Origin of the sequence: Flavobacterium rakeshii, from assembly GCF_009741375.1 — a bacterium.
GTDB lineage: Bacteria > Bacteroidota > Bacteroidia > Flavobacteriales > Flavobacteriaceae > Flavobacterium > Flavobacterium rakeshii.
The window spans coordinates 156,128-172,508 of record NZ_WOWP01000054.1 but is presented as its reverse complement, the minus strand read 5'-3'; the positions used below and the strand labels follow the sequence as shown (position 1 = coordinate 172,508).

Here is a 16,381-nt window from a genome sequence, read left to right as displayed (position 1 = left end):
TAGCTTTCGGGTTTTTTTTATTGTATTTTCTTTATCACATAAGTTACTATTCCCCAAACCATAAACTGATTTTCTTCGGTGACCTTTAAAGGTTTATAAGCTTTATTTTCGGGCATAAGGTATAAGCTGTCGGTTTCGGTTAATAGTCTTTTAACGGTAAACTCACCATCTATAAGACATACGGCTATTTTTCCGTTTCCGGGTTCCAGGCTGCGGTCTACCACCAGTATGTCGGCATTGTTTATACCGGCATCGATCATAGAATTGCCCGATACCCTTATATAAAAAGTGCTTAACGGATTTTTAGAGAGCTCTTTATTGAGATCTATTCTTGTTTCCATAAAATCCTGCGCAGGAGACGGAAATCCTGCCGATACCCCATGAGAAACAAATGGTAGTCCGTTTTTACTTTCCATATCGGGAGCATATACATTAAGCGCCCTGTATTTATTACTAACTGTCAACATCTATCTGCAATATTTCGTTAATATTAGTGGTATATCTGGGTGAGAGCATGTTTTGCTTCATGTCCCATGTCTTTTTTTCCTGTGAGGCGAGTCGTATTATGCGTTCGCCCATTTTTGCATTCACCCTGTCCAGTGTTTTCATGAGAGACATGTGTTTTGGATTTTCGTCTGTAAATAAGTTAAACTGACGGGTATTTTCGGGGATAAGGTCTGATACGATAACTCCTGCTTTTTTAAATTTTATAGCTCCCGTTTCCGGTAATAGGCTCTTTGTTAACGATAGGGCAGTATTGCTAATTGTAATGCCCGACTGTGTGGCAAACGGCAGTAACAAAGCCCTGCTGTAATAATACTTTGAGGTGTCGGTTTTATGCTTATCGGCCACAAGGGTTACAATAATGGTTTGGCAGCAGCTTTTTTGTTTTCTCAGTTTTTCGGCAGTGACCATAGCAAATGTGGTAATACGTTCGCGTAGTAAATCAAAGTCGGTTATCTGTTTCGGGAAAGTACGCGTGGTGGCAATGCTTCTTCTTACTTCCGGTACCTGTCCGTCGCCAATAGCAGAATTTCCTTCCAGTTCATACTTAATACGCATGCCTACTACGCCCATTTCTTTTCTTATCCAGGGTTCTACATGGGGTAGGGTGAAATCGTAAGCCGTATTTACATTTCTCGCTTTTAGTTTTTTTACGGTTCGGTAACCAATGCCCCAAACATCTTCTATTTTAAGCCACTTTATCGCTTTTAGGCGTTTTTCATTGGTATCTATTACATATACGCCTCCGGTTTTTTCCTGATATTTTTTGGCAATCCTGTTAGCTGCCTTTGATAATGTCTTGGTAGGAGCAAATCCAACACATATAGGCAGGCCAACCCATTTCCAAACCCTTTCTTTCATTTTAGCTCCATAGGTATAGAAGTCGGTCACCTCAATGCCGTTAAAATCCAAAAATGCTTCGTCTATACTGTATACTTCTACATTTGGGGTAAATCCTTCCATAATTTTCATAACTCTTTCGCTCAGGTCACCATACAGAGGATAATTGGATGAAAATACTTTTACACTATTTTGTTGTAACAGTTCCCTTATCTTGAATTCAGGCGAGGCCATTGGTACACCAAGAGCTTTTGCTTCTTCACTTCTTGATATGATACACCCGTCATTGTTAGAGAGTACTACAACTGGTTTATCCTGCCATTGGGGCTGGAAAGCTCTTTCGCAGGAAACGTAAAAGTTATTACAGTCAATTAGTGCATACATAGTACAAATTTAGATTATTTTCTCTTATATAAGAAAATAATATTATACGATTTTTCTTTTTCAGTTAAAAAAAGTCTAAAACCCTTGTATGGTGGGGTATAACGGACTTTTATCCGTAAATTTATAAGACAATTTAAAACATAAAATATGTCATTATTAAAAGATAAAGTGGCTGTTGTTTCCGGTGCGGGATCGGGGATAGGAAGAGCCGTTGCAGAAACATATGCCCGCGAAGGTGCAAAAGTTGTAATTACCGATATTAACGAAGCGCATGGCGAGGAAACTGTAGCCGCTATTAAGAAAGCCGGAGGAGAGGCTTTTTTTATTAAGGCAGATTCTTCTAAGGCTGAGGATAACAAAAAACTGGTTGAGGCGGTTGTAGCCAAATATGGCAGGCTTGATGTTGCCTGTAACAATGCGGGTATGGGCGGACCTGCCGCGCCAACGGGTGAGTATGATATTGATGGTTGGGACAGAGTGATTGCTCTTAACCTTAGCGGAGTGTTTTATGCCTGTCGTTACCAGATTGAGCAAATGATGAAAAACGGTGGGGGAAGTATTGTAAATATTGCTTCTATACACGGTACGGTAGCTGCGCCAAACAGTCCGGCGTATACAGCCTCTAAACATGGGGTTGTTGGTCTTACCAAAAATATTGCAGCCGAATACGGTCAAAAAAACATTAGATGTAATGCGGTAGGACCGGGTTATATTGAAACCCCATTATTAACAGATCATTTGAATAAAGATATGATGGAAGCTGTAGCTTCAAAAAGTACTATGAACAGGCTGGGTACTCCGCAGGAGATAGCTGAGCTTGTTACCTTTTTAAGTTCGGAAAAATCATCGTTCACTACCGGAAGCTATGTTATCGCCGATGGCGGATATACTTCAATATAATAGAGGGGAAAGTATATAAAATAAAAATGCCCGTTTTTTAAACGGGCATTTTTTATATCGTTTTGTTATTTACTATAAGTAACCTAAAACCATATCAGGGAAAATACCTAACAGGATGTTAAGTAGTATTGCAACTACAGCCACAGCTGTATAAGCAAACGGAACTGCCTGTTTTTCTTCGGTACTTTCTTTTGTGTACATAGCAAGAATAAGTTTAAAGTAGTACCCCACACTTATTATAGAGTTTACCACAGCTATGATAACAATAGCAACCTGTCCGGCTTTTAATGCCTGGTTAAACAGGAAGAATTTAGCGAAGAACCCAGAGAAAATAGGTATACCTGCCATAGATAGCAATGCGCATGTAAGTACGGCTGCCATTAACGGGTTTGTTTTACCTAGTCCGTTAAACTTAAAGCTTTCTTCATTTCTCTTATCACCACAAACGCTTATCACTACAGCAAAGGCTGCAATACCGGCAAGGGTATAGGCTGCTGCATAGTAAAATAAAGTACCTGCTGTTACCGGTGGATTAAGGAACACCATTAGCATAAAACCGGCATGTGATATACCCGAGAATGCAAGCATACGCTTAACATTATTTTGTTTTAATGCTGTAAGGTTACCTACAAACATAGATAATGCAGAAACTATTATAAGTACGGTTACATACGTTCCCGGTACCTCCAGGTTAATACCTCTCATTAGTTTATAAAAGGCAGCCATTGCCGCAACTTTAGCCAGCGTACTCATGGTAGCTGTAGTTAAGGCAGGAGATCCTTCATATACATCGGGAGCCCAGAAGTGGAATGGTACAGCTGCTATTTTAAACAGTAATCCTATGGTTAATAGTACAACACCAGGGAAAAACCATCCTTTTGCAGCACCTGTACTTACAGCTTCATAAATTGCAGTAATGTCAAAGGCTCCGGTAGCACCATATATTAAAGCGATACCAAACAGGATAAAACCTGAGGCAAACGATCCCATAAGGAAGTATTTCATACCTGCTTCATTACTGCTAACGTTTTTAGGCTCGCTGGCAGCAAGTATATAAAGCGATATGGATAAAATTTCTATACCAAGGAAGAACATCGCCATATTGCCAAAAGAAACCATTGCTACAGCACCTGCAAGCAGGAACAGTTTTATAGAAATAAAATCAGATAACTTGGCTTTGTGTTCTTTATGGAAGTCAGGGCTTAATGCCACTAAGAATATAGTAAGCAGTATAAACAGCGAAGAGAAAAGTATAGCATAATTGTTTTGCACAATCATGTTGTTGTAAAACGAACGTTCCTCCATATTTAAATTAGCCACATGGACACCTGGTATACTTACCACGTTTAGGCACAGTATAGCCAATAGACCGATAATAGTAACCGGTACAATTGCTTTTCTCAGGTTGAAAATTTCAGCTATAAGGCATATAATCCCTAATCCTGCAATAGCTATTAATGTAGTCATTTCTTATCGGGCTTAATTATCTGTTTATTAAATTTAATGTATTCTCTAGTGCCGGCGTGATAAAGTCTATTATCGGTTTAGGATATAAACCAAAGAACAATAAAACACCTATTATAGCCACAAATGCAAAACCTTCACCAAAAGTAACATCGGCAAACGGCTTAGCATTTTGCTCACCAAGCATTACCTGCTGGAACATTCTAAGCATATAAAATGCACCTAATATTATGGTTGTACCTCCCAGTACGGCAATCCATACATTGGTTTGCGCTAAACTGTAAAGTAATTCAAATTCTCCAATAAAGTTAAAGGTAGCAGGCAGCGCAACAGAAGCCAGTACCAGTATCATGAACATAGAGGTGAAACGCGGGGTTTGTATACGTATACCTCCCATTTCGCTTATCTCGGTAGTATTATATCTGCGGATGATAATTTCTGCAGCATAGAAAAGGCCTACCACAACAAAACCGTGGGCAATCATTTGCAGTACTGCACCTCTTAAACCATCAAGAGTAAGGGTATAGGCACCTGCTGCAATAAGACCAACGTGGGCAAGAGATGAGTATGCCAGTAATTTTTTAAGATCCTGCTGTTTTAATGCCAGTATTGAACCATAAATAACACCAGCCACACATAGTATAATCAATACATTCATATACTCTTTTGCCGGAGCCGGAGCTATAGGAAGCTGCCATCTTATAATACTGTATATTGCCATTTTCAGCATAATACCCGATAGCAACATTGTACCTGCAGACGGTGCTTTTTGGTACACGTTTGCCTGCCATGTATGGAAAGGTATAATAGGAATTTTAATAGCATAAGCCAGGAAGAAAGCAAGAAAAATCCAAAACTGCTCTTTGTCTGTAAGATTTATTCTTGTAAATGCTCCGTTTGCAAAAGATCCTGTTTTTTGATACAGGTAAATAAATGCCACAAGCATAAACAGAGAACCTGCAAATGTGTAGATGAAAAATTTGATAACATCTTTTTTTCTGGCTTCAGCTTCACCACCACCCCAAATAAGAGCTATAAAGTAAATAGGAATTAGCGAAAGTTCCCAGAATATGTAGTATAAAAATCCATCTGCACTTAAAAATGTACCCACCATGGCAAATGCCATAAATAGTATAAGTGCGTAAAAGGATTTGGCGTTTTTAAACGTATTTTTTAGTGTAGCAAGTATTATAATTGCTGTTAGTGATGTGGTAAGCAATACCATTATAAGCGACAGTCCGTCACCAATAAGGTTAAAGGTTATTCTTGGATTTCTAATCCAGTTTTTTAAAAAGCTTACGTTTTCACCGTTGTTTAGTAGGTTTACTGTATAAAGCGTGACAGCAAAAGCTACGACACTAAATAACAGTGCGACTTTTGAAGCCCATTTATTTCCTGCAAAATAAGTAGCTGCAGCTCCAATCAGTAAAGTGATAAGTATAAATGATACGTCCATCAGGTATGAATTATTTTGCTAAAAAGATATAAACGATTATTGAACATATACCCAGTACAAAAGCAAACAGGTAAAAACCAATGCTTCCGTTTTGGAGTGTTTTGCCTTCGGTACCTAATACGTTGGCAAGTTTACCTAAGCCGAAAATAAGTCCAGAAATAGCAGCCTCAGTAACATTTTTAAAGAAGCTACCCAGTGCATAAATAGGTTTTACTATAAGGGCTGTGTATATTTCGTCAACATAAAATTTGTTGTAAAGTACTTTGGCAAAGCCTGTAATCTCGCTGTCCTGACCCGGTACAGAAGACTGTTTGATATATTTAGCATAAGCTAATCCAATACCTATAAATGCACCTATAATGGCTACACCCATAAGCATGTACTCTGTAGTACCCATGTGGTGGTGTTCACTTTGCTTAGCGATAACAGGAGCTAAATATTCATTTAACCAGCTGTTACCAGGTAAGCTTATGGCACCTCCTACAAGCGCTAATGTAGCAAGTACAATTAGAGGGAATGTAATAAGTCCCGGAGACTCGTGTAAGTGTTTTTTCTGTTCTTCCGTACCTCTAAAATCTTTGTAGAAAGTAAGGTAAAGTAAACGGAACATATAGAATGCTGTCATGATAGATGCTACCGATCCAATAACCCAAAGTGGTTTGTTGTGGTGGAAAGCAGTCATTAATATCTCGTCTTTAGAAAAGAATCCTGAGAATGGTGGTAAGCCCGAAATGGCAAGGGTAGAGATAAGGAAAGTAATAAATGTAACTTTCATCACCTTACGAAGACCGCCCATATAGCGCATGTCCTGCTCGCCGTGCATAGCGTGGATAACAGAACCTGAACCCAGGAATAAACAAGCTTTAAAGAAAGCGTGTGTTATAACGTGGAATACTGCTATTTGATAAGCGCCTAAACCTAAAGCAAGGAACATTAAACCTAACTGTGATACAGTAGAGTAGGCCAGTACTTTTTTGATATCGTTTTGAACTAAACCTATAGAGGCAGCAATAAGTGATGTTACCGCACCTACTATGGCAATAATGTTTTGTACTTCGGGAGCAAGGTCAAACAGGTAGTTTAGCCTTGTAATCATAAAGATACCGGCAGTTACCATGGTAGCGGCGTGGATAAGTGCCGATACCGGAGTAGGACCCGCCATCGCATCCGGTAACCAGGTGTAAAGCGGAATTTGAGCACTTTTACCACAAGCACCAATAAATAAACATAGTGCAGCGATAGAAGCCCATGTTGGGTCAATATGCTTACCGCTTTCAATAGCAGTTCTTATGTCTGTATAATCAAGCGAGTGGAATAAGTAACCCAGTATAAAAATACCGATAAGGAAACCAAGGTCACCTATACGGTTCATAATGAATGCTTTTTTAGCCGCATCGTTATAATCATGGTTTTTGTACCAAAACCCGATAAGCAGGTATGAACATAGACCTACACCTTCCCAGCCTATAAACATAATAAGCAGGTTGCTACCCATTACAAGGGTAATCATAAAGAATACGAAAAGGTTTAGGTATGCAAAAAATTTGTGTACGTTTTCGTCATCATGCATGTAGCTGATAGAGTACATGTGGATTAGCGTACCTATCCCTGTTACGAACATTAGCCATAACAGTGAAAGCTGATCAAGCTGAAAAGCAATGTTTACTTTAAAGTTTTTAAGCTGCATCCATTCAAACAGATCTATCATTACCGGCTCTTTTGAGCTGCTTACCTGTAAAAAGAACGAAAGCGTTACGGCAAATGATGTAGCCACGGCAACTGTACCCAGTATGCCCGGCAGGTTACCGCTTAATTTTTTTCCTGCAAATACGTTAATCAAAAACCCTATGAAAGGTGCTAGAAGTAGTAGTAATGCCAACTTAGTTTCCATTAGGCGTTATCCTTTTAATTTTTTTAAACTGTCAATATCAATGTTGTTCAGGTTCCTGTAAATGGCCACAAGAATGGCAAGACCCACGGCAACTTCTGCTGCTGCAACAGCCATGGAGAAAAATACGAATACCTGTCCTGCTGCATCCTGATGGTATGTGGAAAATGCTACTAAAAGCAGGTTAACTGCGTTTAGCATAATTTCTATAGACATGAACATCACGATAGCGTTTCTTCTGAAAAGAACTCCAAACACACCTACACAAAATAGTAATGTGGAAAGATAAATGTAGTTCTCAATACCTATCTGTTGTAATATATTTTCCATACTAGCTGTTTATGTGTTCTTTTTTAGACAATAATACGGCTCCAATCATAGATACAAGAAGCAGTACCGAAGCAAACTCAAACGGAACCATATACTCGTTAAGCAGTACCTTACCCAATACTTTAATAGACTGGTAATCCTGTCCTGAAACCTGGTAGCTCTCAATAACCGGCTGTGCTTTAATAAACGTTGCCAGTAGTATAAAAGCCACAAGTCCTAAGGCGATAGCTGCCGCAACTCTGGTGAGTACAGATTTGTTTTGTTCATCTTCCTTATTAAGGTTCATGAGCATTATGGTAAAGAGCATCAGGATCATGATGGCCCCTGAGTAAACAATAATGTGTACAATTGCAAGGAACTGAGCATTGAACAGTAAGTAATGTCCTGCTATAGAGAAAAAGCAAAGTACAAGATAGATAGCACTGTGGATAGGGTTTTTGCTAAGAATAGTCAAAAATGCAGTTCCCAGTGTAATGGCCGATAAAATATAGAATACTGTAAGCATATTAATTAGCCGTTTTCATTTGAGTGTTCTTAATAGCCATATCAAGTGGCATAACCAGTTTTTCTTTTCCGTAGATGAAATCTTCCCTGTCGCTTGAAGGTTTTACCATTACTCTTGATTTTGTAAGGTAAATAGCCTGCTTAGGGCAAGCCTCTTCACAAAGTCCGCAAAAAATACATCTAAGCATGTTAATCTCATAGATAGATGCATATTTCTCTTCCCTGTACAGGTGTTTCTCTTCCGGTTTTCTTTCTTCCGCTTTCATGGTAATAGCTTCGGCAGGGCATGACAGCGCACAAAGCCCACAGGCAGTACAACGCTCTCTTCCTTCCTCATCACGCATAAGCATGTGCTGACCACGGTACACCGGGCTAAGTTCCCTGGTTTGATCAGGGTACTTAATGGTTACCTTTCTTTTAAATAAATGTCGGATTGTAATAAGTAATCCTTTAACTATCGCCACAAGATAAAGGCTTTCCCAAAAACTCATCTTTTTGTTGGAAACCTCTTTTTTTCTTCCCGATAATGATATGGTTTCTATTGACATTTTTATCTTTTATTAATCCGCCCTTGTGCAGGAGGTATTCAATTAATTTCTCTAGATCAATAGCTTACTGAGTAAGCAAAATAACTATTCCCGTTACTACAATGTTTGCTATGGCAAGCGGGATTAGCATTTGCCATCCTAAACGCATAAGCTGGTCATAACGGAATCTTGGTATTGTCCAACGTACCCACATATAGAAGAATATGAAGAAGCACAGTTTGGCAAATAATACCACTATACCTATAATGTTAGCGATGTTAACACCCCAGTTCTCTTCTGCCCACTGCATACCCGGGTAGTTGTAAGCCCCAAAGTAAAGTACGGCAAGAATAGTAGAGGAGATAAACATACTCGCATATTCTGCAAAAAGATAGAATCCCATTTTCATGGAAGAGTACTCAGTGTGGTAACCACCAATAAGCTCGGCCTCACACTCAGCAAGGTCAAACGGAGTACGGTTTGTTTCGGCAAATGAACATACAAGGAATATAAGGAATCCTACCGGCTGGTAAAATACATTCCAGTTCATACCGCTTTGTTGTGCAGCCATTTCACGAAGGCTTAGTGTACCTGTCATCATTACAAGAGCAATGATTGCAAGTCCCATAGCAACCTCATACGAAATCATTTGTGAAGCAGCACGCATGGCACTCATAAGGGAGAACTTGTTATTAGAAGCCCATCCGCCTATCATAATGCCATAAACACCAATGGATAATACTGCAAAAATAAACAGCATGGCAACGTTAATATCGGTTGCCTGAAGGATAATGTCGCGACCGAAAAGGTGAAGCTTATCGCCCCACGGAATAACGGCACTCGTCATTAATGCTGTACTCATAGATATGGCAGGTCCTGCTATAAACAGGAATCTGTTTGGTGTATTAGGGAAAAACTCCTCTTTGGCAAAAAGTTTTAAACCATCGGCAAGGGGTTGTAGTATACCACCTTTACCGGCACGGTTAGGCCCTATACGATCCTGAAGCCAGGCAGCAATTTTTCTTTCGGCTAGTGTAGCATACATTGCCATTAACATGGTGATGGCAAATATTATAACAATAAAAATACCTTTTTCTATTACTATTGTCTGTTCCATATCTATACGTTACCTTCTTTATATACCTTTTCTTCTTTTTCCTTAAGCGGAACGGCAGGCATACTGATTTTCTTCCTGTCTTTGTCCCTACCTAATAAAATGTTCTTTTCGGTATCAATTTTAACTGGTTCAATTTCTCGGGTATAGTTGTTCTGGTTGATTACAGAATCTTTCTCGAATTTTCTAGGACCTTCAATTACCCAGTCATTAACATCTTTGTGGTCAAAACGGCACTCATTACAAATAAATTCCTCTACCTCGTGGTATTGGTCTTTACGGGCAGTTACCCTTTGAATTTCGTTACCAAACATCCACAATGTAGTTTTACCGCAGCATTTGTCACAGTCTCTGTGCGCGTTGAACGGTTTGTTAAACCATACCCTTTGCTTAAAGCGGAATGTTTTATCGGTAAGTGCTCCTACAGGGCAAACATCAATCATGTTTCCTGAGAACTCGTTGTCAATTGCCTTAGAGATACAGGTAGAAATCTGAGCGTGGTCACCACGGTTTACAACACCGTGTACCCTGTTATCAGTAAGCTGATCGGCAGTCATAACACAACGGTAGCAAAGAATACAGCGGTTCATGTGAAGCTGAATTTTGTCACCAATGTTTTCCGGCTCAAATCGTCTTCTTTCTTCTATGTAACGTGTTTTAGCCGAACCGTGCTTAAAGCTTAGGTTCTGTAGGTCACATTCACCTGCCTGGTCACAAATAGGGCAATCCAGCGGGTGGTTTATCAATAAGAATTCGGTTACCGATTTTCTGGCATCAAGCACCCTTTCAGAAGAGATGCTTTTTACCTCCATACCGTCCATAACACCGGTTACACACGATGCCATTAATTTAGGCATAGGTCTTGGGTCGGCTTCGCTACCTTTAGAAACCTCTACTAAACAGCAACGGCATTTACCACCGCTACCTTTTAGTTTAGAGTAGTAGCACATTGCCGGCGGCACAGATTCTCCGCCTATCATTCTTGCAGCCTGCAGGATGGTGGTCCCCGGTTCTACATTTATTTCCTGACCGTCTATTGTTACTTTCATTTTGTATCCTTGGTTTGAAAGTTTACTGGTACTTTCGACTTTAACTTAATAACTCAGTTATATTTCCTGCTTTGCTACCAGATGTCTTACCTTTTCAAAAGGTTCGGCAACAAAGTGATCTCTGTTTTTAATTTTTTCAGGGAAACGAACGTGGTATTCAAATTCTTCCCTAAAGTGGCGAATAGCTGCCGCTACCGGCCATGCTGCCGCATCTCCTAACGGACAAATGGTGTTACCCTCAATTTTTCTCTGGATATCCCATAGCAGCTCAATATCTTCTTCACGACCGTGACCGGTTTCAATTCTGTGAAGTACTTTTTCCATCCATCCTGTACCTTCACGACATGGCGAACACTGTCCGCAGCTTTCGTGGTGGTAAAAACGGGAGAAGTTCCAGGTGTTGCGAACAATACAGGTAGTATCGTTATACACTATGAAACCACCTGAACCAAGCATAGATCCCGACTGGAATCCGCCTTCGCTTAACGACTCGTAACTCATTAAACGGTCACCGCCTTCGGCATTTTTAAAAATAAGATTTGCCGGTAAGATTGGCACCGACGAACCTCCCGGAACTAAGGCTTTTAACGGCCTGTCGTCCATCATACCGCCTAAGTACTGGTCAGAGTTCATAAACTCATCTACACTTAAGCCAAGTTCTATTTCGTATACCCCAGGGTTTTTAATGTGACCTGAAGCAGATATAAGTTTTGTTCCTGTAGATCGCCCAATACCTATTTTGGCATATTCCTCACCGGTATTGTTTACAATCCATGGCACGGCAGAGATAGACTCTACATTGTTTACCACTGTTGGGTTAGACCATAAACCGCTTACCGCAGGGAACGGAGGTTTGATTCTTGGATTACCTCTTTTACCTTCAAGCGATTCAATAAGTGCAGTTTCCTCACCACAAATGTAAGCTCCGGCACCACAGTGTACGTGCAGGTCAAGGTCGTAACCTGAACCTAATATGTTTTTACCCAGCCAACCAGCAGCATAGGCTTCTTTAATTGCTTTTTCCAATATGCGGAATACCCACATATATTCGCCACGTATATAGATGTAAGAAAGGTTACAACCCAGTGCATAACTTGAGGTAATCATACCTTCAATAAGCAGGTGAGGGATGTACTCCATCAGGTAACGGTCCTTAAAGGTTCCCGGCTCAGACTCATCGGCATTACATACCAGGTGTCTTGGTTTTCCTGATTTTTTATCAATAAAGCTCCATTTAAGTCCGGTAGGGAAACCAGCTCCTCCACGTCCTCTTAATCCTGAGGCTTTAACCTGTTCCACAACTTCATCCGGGGTCATGCTTTTTATGGCTTTCTCTACAGAGCGATACCCTCCGTTTTGGCGGTATACTTCGTAGGTTTTAATACCCGGTACGTTTGCGTGTTCTAATAATATTTTCATTCCCATTGTTACTTTGGTATAATGGTCCTAGTGTAAATTAACTTTGCCGTTCCTGCAATCTTCAATAATCTGGTCTACCTTTTCTTTGGTAAGGTTTTCCTTGTAGTAGTCACCCAGCTGCATCATTGGTGCATAACCACATGCTCCAAGGCACTCAACACCTACTACGGTAAACATACCGTCGGGAGTGGTTTCACCTTCTTTAATACCCAGTTTTTCGCAGGTGTAATCCATAAGGTTTTCGGCACCGCGAATGGCACAGCATGAAGTCCTGCAAAATTCAAACATGTATTTGCCTATAGGCTTTTGGTTGTACATGGTGTAAAAAGAAACCACCTCATAAACCTCAATAGGTTTAATTTCCAGTATTTCGGCCACCTTGTCCTGAAGCTCTATACTAAGCCAGTTATCGTGAGCATCCTGTACTTCGTGAAGTACCGGTAGCAATGCCGATTTTTTCTTATCGGCAGGGTAGTGGCTTAATAGTTCGTTGATGCGCTCCATAAGTTGCGCATCTATATTGATAACCTGTTTTGCGTTTGAAATTTCCATAATCCTTAAGCGTCTAGTTCGCCTGCAATAACATTGAGGCTTGATAGTGTTGCAATTGCGTCAGACAGCATTTGTCCTTTAATCATATCGTTAAAAGCCTGGTAGTATATAAAACACGGCCTTCTGAAATGTAATCTGTATGGTGTACGGCTACCATCGGTAATAAGGTAGAAACCAAGTTCTCCGTTACCGCCTTCCACAGGGTGGTACACTTCTGTAACCGGTACAGGTACTTCACCCATAACGATTTTAAAGTGGTAAATAAGCGCTTCCATATTAGTGTAAACGTCTTCTTTTGGAGGAAGGTAATAGTCCGGTACATCGGCATGGTAAGGTCCTTCAGGAAGCTTATCAAGTGCCTGGCGTATAATTTTAAGGCTTTCCCAAACCTCTGCATTACGCACACAGAACCTATCGTAAGTATCTCCTGATTTACCAACCGGTACATTAAATTCAAAGTCTTCGTAAGAGCTGTATGGCTGCATTACACGAACGTCATAATCTACGCCCGCTGCCCTAAGGTTAGGACCTGTAAAGCCATAGCTCATTGCCTTTTCGGCAGAAATAGGGCCAACGTTAATGGTACGGTCCATAAAAATCCTGTTACGTGTAAGCAGGTTTTCAAAGTCTTCCCAAATTTTTGGGAATTCGTCCATAAATTCGTTGATCTTTTTAAAAGCGGCAGGGCTCCAGTCCCTTTCAAATCCACCTATGCGTCCCATGTTTGTAGTAAGTCGGGCACCACATATCTCTTCGTATATCTCGTATATTTTTTCCCTGTACTGAAATACATAAAGGAAACCTGTAAGGGCTCCTGTATCTACACCAAGTACTGAGTTACATATAATATGGTCTGCAATACGGGCAAGTTCCATAATAATAACCCTTAGGTACTGTACTCTTTTAGGTACTTCTATACCTAATGCTTTTTCTAATGTCATCCACCAACCCATATTGTTAATTGGGGCAGAACAGTAGTTCATCCTGTCTGTTAGCGGAGTAATTTGATAGAACGGCCTGTTTTCGGCAATTTTTTCAAAAGCACGGTGTATGTATCCTACTGTACCTTCGCCATCAAGAATTCTTTCACCATCCATTAAAAGGATGTTTTGGAAAATACCGTGTGTGGCAGGGTGTGTAGGCCCAAGGTTTAGTACAGATAGTTCGCTGCCGTCTTCATTACGCCTTTCCTCAATCTGTTTGGCATAGCGATGTTCTGGTGGTAATAACAGGTCTGACATTTTATATCAAAAATTATTTCAGGTTATTATTAGCATTATCGGTTGTCCTACCAAAGAAACGGTCATCCTTATCGGTACGGCCGCCATCTTCCATAGGGAACTCTTTTCTCATAGGGAACGATTCCATCTCGTCCATATTCAGTATCCTTTTAAGCTGCGGATGACCTTTAAATATAATACCATAAAAGTCATACGTTTCGCGCTCCTGCCAGTTAGCCCCTAAAAACAGGTTTGTGGCAGTGTCTACCTCAGGTTTATCTCCGTTAAGGAAACATTTAAACCTAATACGCACATTGTCCATCCAGTTGTGCATGTGGTATACCACGGCAAACTGTCTGTCCTTCTCAAAATCAGGATAGTGTACACCACAAATATCGGTTAGGAAGTTAAAGCGTAAAGTATCGTCTTCTTTAAGAAAACGCATTACATCGTTCATTGAGTTGGAGTCAACCTCAAAGGATAGTATATCATGTTGCTGAACAAATTCGGTTACCTTGTCACCAAATTTATTTGTAAGCTTGTCCTGTATAACAGTTGTTTCTAAAGCCATATTACTTTATGAAATATTATAAGAAGCTAATAATTCTTTATATTCAGGAGAGTTTCTTCGTCTAACCGATTCTGATTTTACAATCTCCTGCAGGCTCATTATACCTTCAAGAATCTGTTCCGGTCTTGGAGGGCATCCCGGTACATATACGTCTACCGGAATTACTTTGTCAATACCCTGCAGTACTGAATAAGTATCGAATACTCCGCCTGACGATGCGCACGCACCAACTGCGATTACCCATCTTGGCTCACTCATTTGCTCGTAAACCTGACGTAATATAGGTGCCATTTTTTTGGCAATGGTACCCATAACCAGCAGCATGTCTGCCTGGCGCGGAGAGAAACTCATACGCTCAGACCCGAAACGTGCCACATCATAATGTGATGCCATTGTTGCCATGAACTCAATACCACAACAAGAAGTTGCAAATGGTAAAGGCCACAATGAGTTAGCACGTGCCAAACCTACTACAGAGTCTAGTTTGGTTGCAAAAAATCCTTCGCCCTGAACTCCTTCAGGAGCGTCTACTAATTTTATATCTGATGAATTGCTCATAGTAATTTAATTTTGATTATCAGGTTATTATGCCACAAAAAGCATACCTGATACTATTCCCATTCCAATCCTTTTTTCTTGATAACGTAAAAGAACCCAACAACAAGCAGGGTCATAAAGATACCCATTTTGTAGAAGCCTTCAAATCCCATTTCACGGAAGTTAACAGCCCAAGGGTACATAAATATTACCTCTACGTCAAACAATACAAACAGGATAGCTACCAGGAAGTACTTTACAGAGAAAGGAATACGTGCGTTACCTACAGACTCTACACCACACTCAAAGTTTTTGTCTTTGTTTATGGAGCTCCTTTTAGGTCCTAAAAAGTTTGATACAGCAATGGTTGTAGCCACAAAGCCTACCGCCAGTAGGGTTTGCATTAATATAGGATAGAAATCTACCTGAGTTGAAGATTGCATAATCGGGTCTTTTTATTAAATCAATTCACAAATATACATGTCCTGTGTGAACTATTTAAAGGATTTGCCGATTGATGGAGTTGTATATGGCTAATTTTTATTTAGAACGAATAAAAATAAGAAAAGACTATTTTTGCTGTGTATGTCGAATTACTAAAAACAGGGTTTTTATGTTAATTATATCTTAAAGAAAGGATTAAAAAACTGTGTTTTTACTGGGAATTATGCAATAAAAAAAGCTGCTCACCAGAGCAGCTTTAAGCCTTTGTAAGAGGTAATTTAATAATTCAAGTATATTAAATAATAGCAACTTTAGCTGCTACTTTACCTTTTCTTCCTTCTTCTTCTTCGTAGCTTACTTTATCTCCTTCACGAAGATTCTCTACGTTGATTCCGGTAGCATGAACAAAAATTTCATTGCCTGTTTCGTCGTCTACAATGAAACCGTAACCTTTAGATTCATTGAAAAATTTTACTTTGCCTGTGCGCATAAGGGTAATATAAAAAAATTAATAATAACTCAAAGGTAATCTTAATTATGACATGGCAAAGGAAAAATGTTAAAAAAATTTGAAGTTTTTTTTATTTATCCTCCTTTGTTAAGAAATTTTAAAATTAAAGTTGAAAATACCAGTTAACTATTAAGTTAATTGCGTTAGTCTTTAAGGTATTGTTTGCA

Annotated in this window: 18 protein-coding genes; 1 reads left to right on the top strand and 17 read right to left on the bottom strand. The window is 39.8% G+C overall.

The window, feature by feature from the left end:
- Positions 1-17: 17 nt before the first annotated feature.
- On the bottom strand, positions 18-467 hold the full coding sequence (locus GN157_RS14265) for a LexA family protein (RefSeq protein WP_157484182.1): 450 nt from the start codon (positions 465-467) through the stop codon (positions 18-20).
- Complete coding sequence (locus tag GN157_RS14260; RefSeq protein ID WP_157484181.1) at positions 454-1,728, bottom strand: Y-family DNA polymerase; 1,275 nt, start codon at positions 1,726-1,728, stop codon at positions 454-456. Before GN157_RS14260 ends, GN157_RS14265 begins: the two co-directional genes overlap by 14 nt.
- 147 nt (positions 1,729-1,875) lie before the next feature.
- Here GN157_RS14260 and GN157_RS14255 point away from each other — a divergent pair, with 147 nt between their 5' ends.
- Positions 1,876-2,628: an SDR family NAD(P)-dependent oxidoreductase gene (locus GN157_RS14255; RefSeq protein ID WP_157484180.1), complete on the top strand. Its 753-nt coding sequence runs from the start codon at positions 1,876-1,878 to the stop codon at positions 2,626-2,628.
- A 72-nt stretch (positions 2,629-2,700) separates the two neighbouring features.
- Here GN157_RS14255 and GN157_RS14250 read toward each other — a convergent pair whose 3' ends face one another.
- From GN157_RS14250 to GN157_RS14180, 15 genes are all read right to left on the bottom strand, one after another.
- Positions 2,701-4,095 carry an NADH-quinone oxidoreductase subunit N gene (locus tag GN157_RS14250; protein WP_157484179.1) on the bottom strand — a complete coding sequence of 465 codons (1,395 nt, stop codon included), beginning with the start codon at positions 4,093-4,095 and terminating at the stop codon, positions 2,701-2,703.
- Between the two features lie 16 nt (positions 4,096-4,111).
- A complete protein-coding gene (locus tag GN157_RS14245; RefSeq protein WP_157484178.1) occupies positions 4,112-5,548 on the bottom strand; it encodes a complex I subunit 4 family protein in 1,437 nt (478 codons plus the stop codon).
- Between the two features lie 10 nt (positions 5,549-5,558).
- Complete coding sequence (gene nuoL / locus GN157_RS14240; RefSeq protein WP_157484177.1) at positions 5,559-7,439, bottom strand: NADH-quinone oxidoreductase subunit L; 1,881 nt, start codon at positions 7,437-7,439, stop codon at positions 5,559-5,561.
- A gap of 6 nt (positions 7,440-7,445) precedes the next feature.
- Entirely contained in the window at positions 7,446-7,766 is a 321-nt protein-coding gene (gene nuoK, locus GN157_RS14235) for an NADH-quinone oxidoreductase subunit NuoK (RefSeq protein WP_035135337.1), read from the bottom strand.
- A 1-nt stretch (position 7,767) separates the two neighbouring features.
- The gene (locus GN157_RS14230) at positions 7,768-8,271 is read right to left on the bottom strand and encodes an NADH-quinone oxidoreductase subunit J family protein (protein ID WP_157484176.1); all 504 of its coding nucleotides are present in this window, start codon (positions 8,269-8,271) and stop codon (positions 7,768-7,770) included.
- A 1-nt stretch (position 8,272) separates the two neighbouring features.
- Positions 8,273-8,818 carry a NuoI/complex I 23 kDa subunit family protein gene (locus tag GN157_RS14225; RefSeq protein ID WP_035135333.1) on the bottom strand — a complete coding sequence of 182 codons (546 nt, stop codon included), beginning with the start codon at positions 8,816-8,818 and terminating at the stop codon, positions 8,273-8,275.
- A 64-nt stretch (positions 8,819-8,882) separates the two neighbouring features.
- Entirely contained in the window at positions 8,883-9,914 is a 1,032-nt protein-coding gene (nuoH, locus tag GN157_RS14220) for an NADH-quinone oxidoreductase subunit NuoH (protein WP_157484175.1), read from the bottom strand.
- A gap of 2 nt (positions 9,915-9,916) precedes the next feature.
- The gene (locus tag GN157_RS14215; RefSeq protein ID WP_157484174.1) at positions 9,917-10,960 is read right to left on the bottom strand and encodes a 2Fe-2S iron-sulfur cluster-binding protein; all 1,044 of its coding nucleotides are present in this window, start codon (positions 10,958-10,960) and stop codon (positions 9,917-9,919) included.
- 57 nt (positions 10,961-11,017) lie between these two features.
- The gene (nuoF, locus tag GN157_RS14210) at positions 11,018-12,385 is read right to left on the bottom strand and encodes an NADH-quinone oxidoreductase subunit NuoF (protein ID WP_157484173.1); all 1,368 of its coding nucleotides are present in this window, start codon (positions 12,383-12,385) and stop codon (positions 11,018-11,020) included.
- 21 nt (positions 12,386-12,406) lie between these two features.
- Positions 12,407-12,931: an NADH-quinone oxidoreductase subunit NuoE family protein gene (locus GN157_RS14205; RefSeq protein WP_035135321.1), complete on the bottom strand. Its 525-nt coding sequence runs from the start codon at positions 12,929-12,931 to the stop codon at positions 12,407-12,409.
- 5 nt (positions 12,932-12,936) lie between these two features.
- Positions 12,937-14,172, bottom strand: a complete 1,236-nt coding sequence (locus tag GN157_RS14200; protein ID WP_157484172.1) for an NADH-quinone oxidoreductase subunit D — start codon at positions 14,170-14,172, stop codon at positions 12,937-12,939.
- 13 nt (positions 14,173-14,185) lie between these two features.
- Positions 14,186-14,722 carry an NADH-quinone oxidoreductase subunit C gene (locus GN157_RS14195; protein WP_157484171.1) on the bottom strand — a complete coding sequence of 179 codons (537 nt, stop codon included), beginning with the start codon at positions 14,720-14,722 and terminating at the stop codon, positions 14,186-14,188.
- Positions 14,723-14,728: 6 nt separating this feature from the next.
- Positions 14,729-15,280 (bottom strand): NADH-quinone oxidoreductase subunit B, encoded by a 552-nt coding sequence (locus GN157_RS14190; protein WP_035135315.1) that lies wholly within the window; start codon positions 15,278-15,280, stop codon positions 14,729-14,731.
- A 53-nt stretch (positions 15,281-15,333) separates the two neighbouring features.
- Positions 15,334-15,702, bottom strand: coding sequence for an NADH-quinone oxidoreductase subunit A (locus tag GN157_RS14185; RefSeq protein WP_035135313.1), 369 nt, complete (start codon positions 15,700-15,702; stop codon positions 15,334-15,336).
- A 296-nt stretch (positions 15,703-15,998) separates the two neighbouring features.
- On the bottom strand, positions 15,999-16,193 hold the full coding sequence (locus GN157_RS14180; RefSeq protein ID WP_035135311.1) for a cold-shock protein: 195 nt from the start codon (positions 16,191-16,193) through the stop codon (positions 15,999-16,001).
- Between the last annotated feature and the right edge of the window lie 188 nt (positions 16,194-16,381).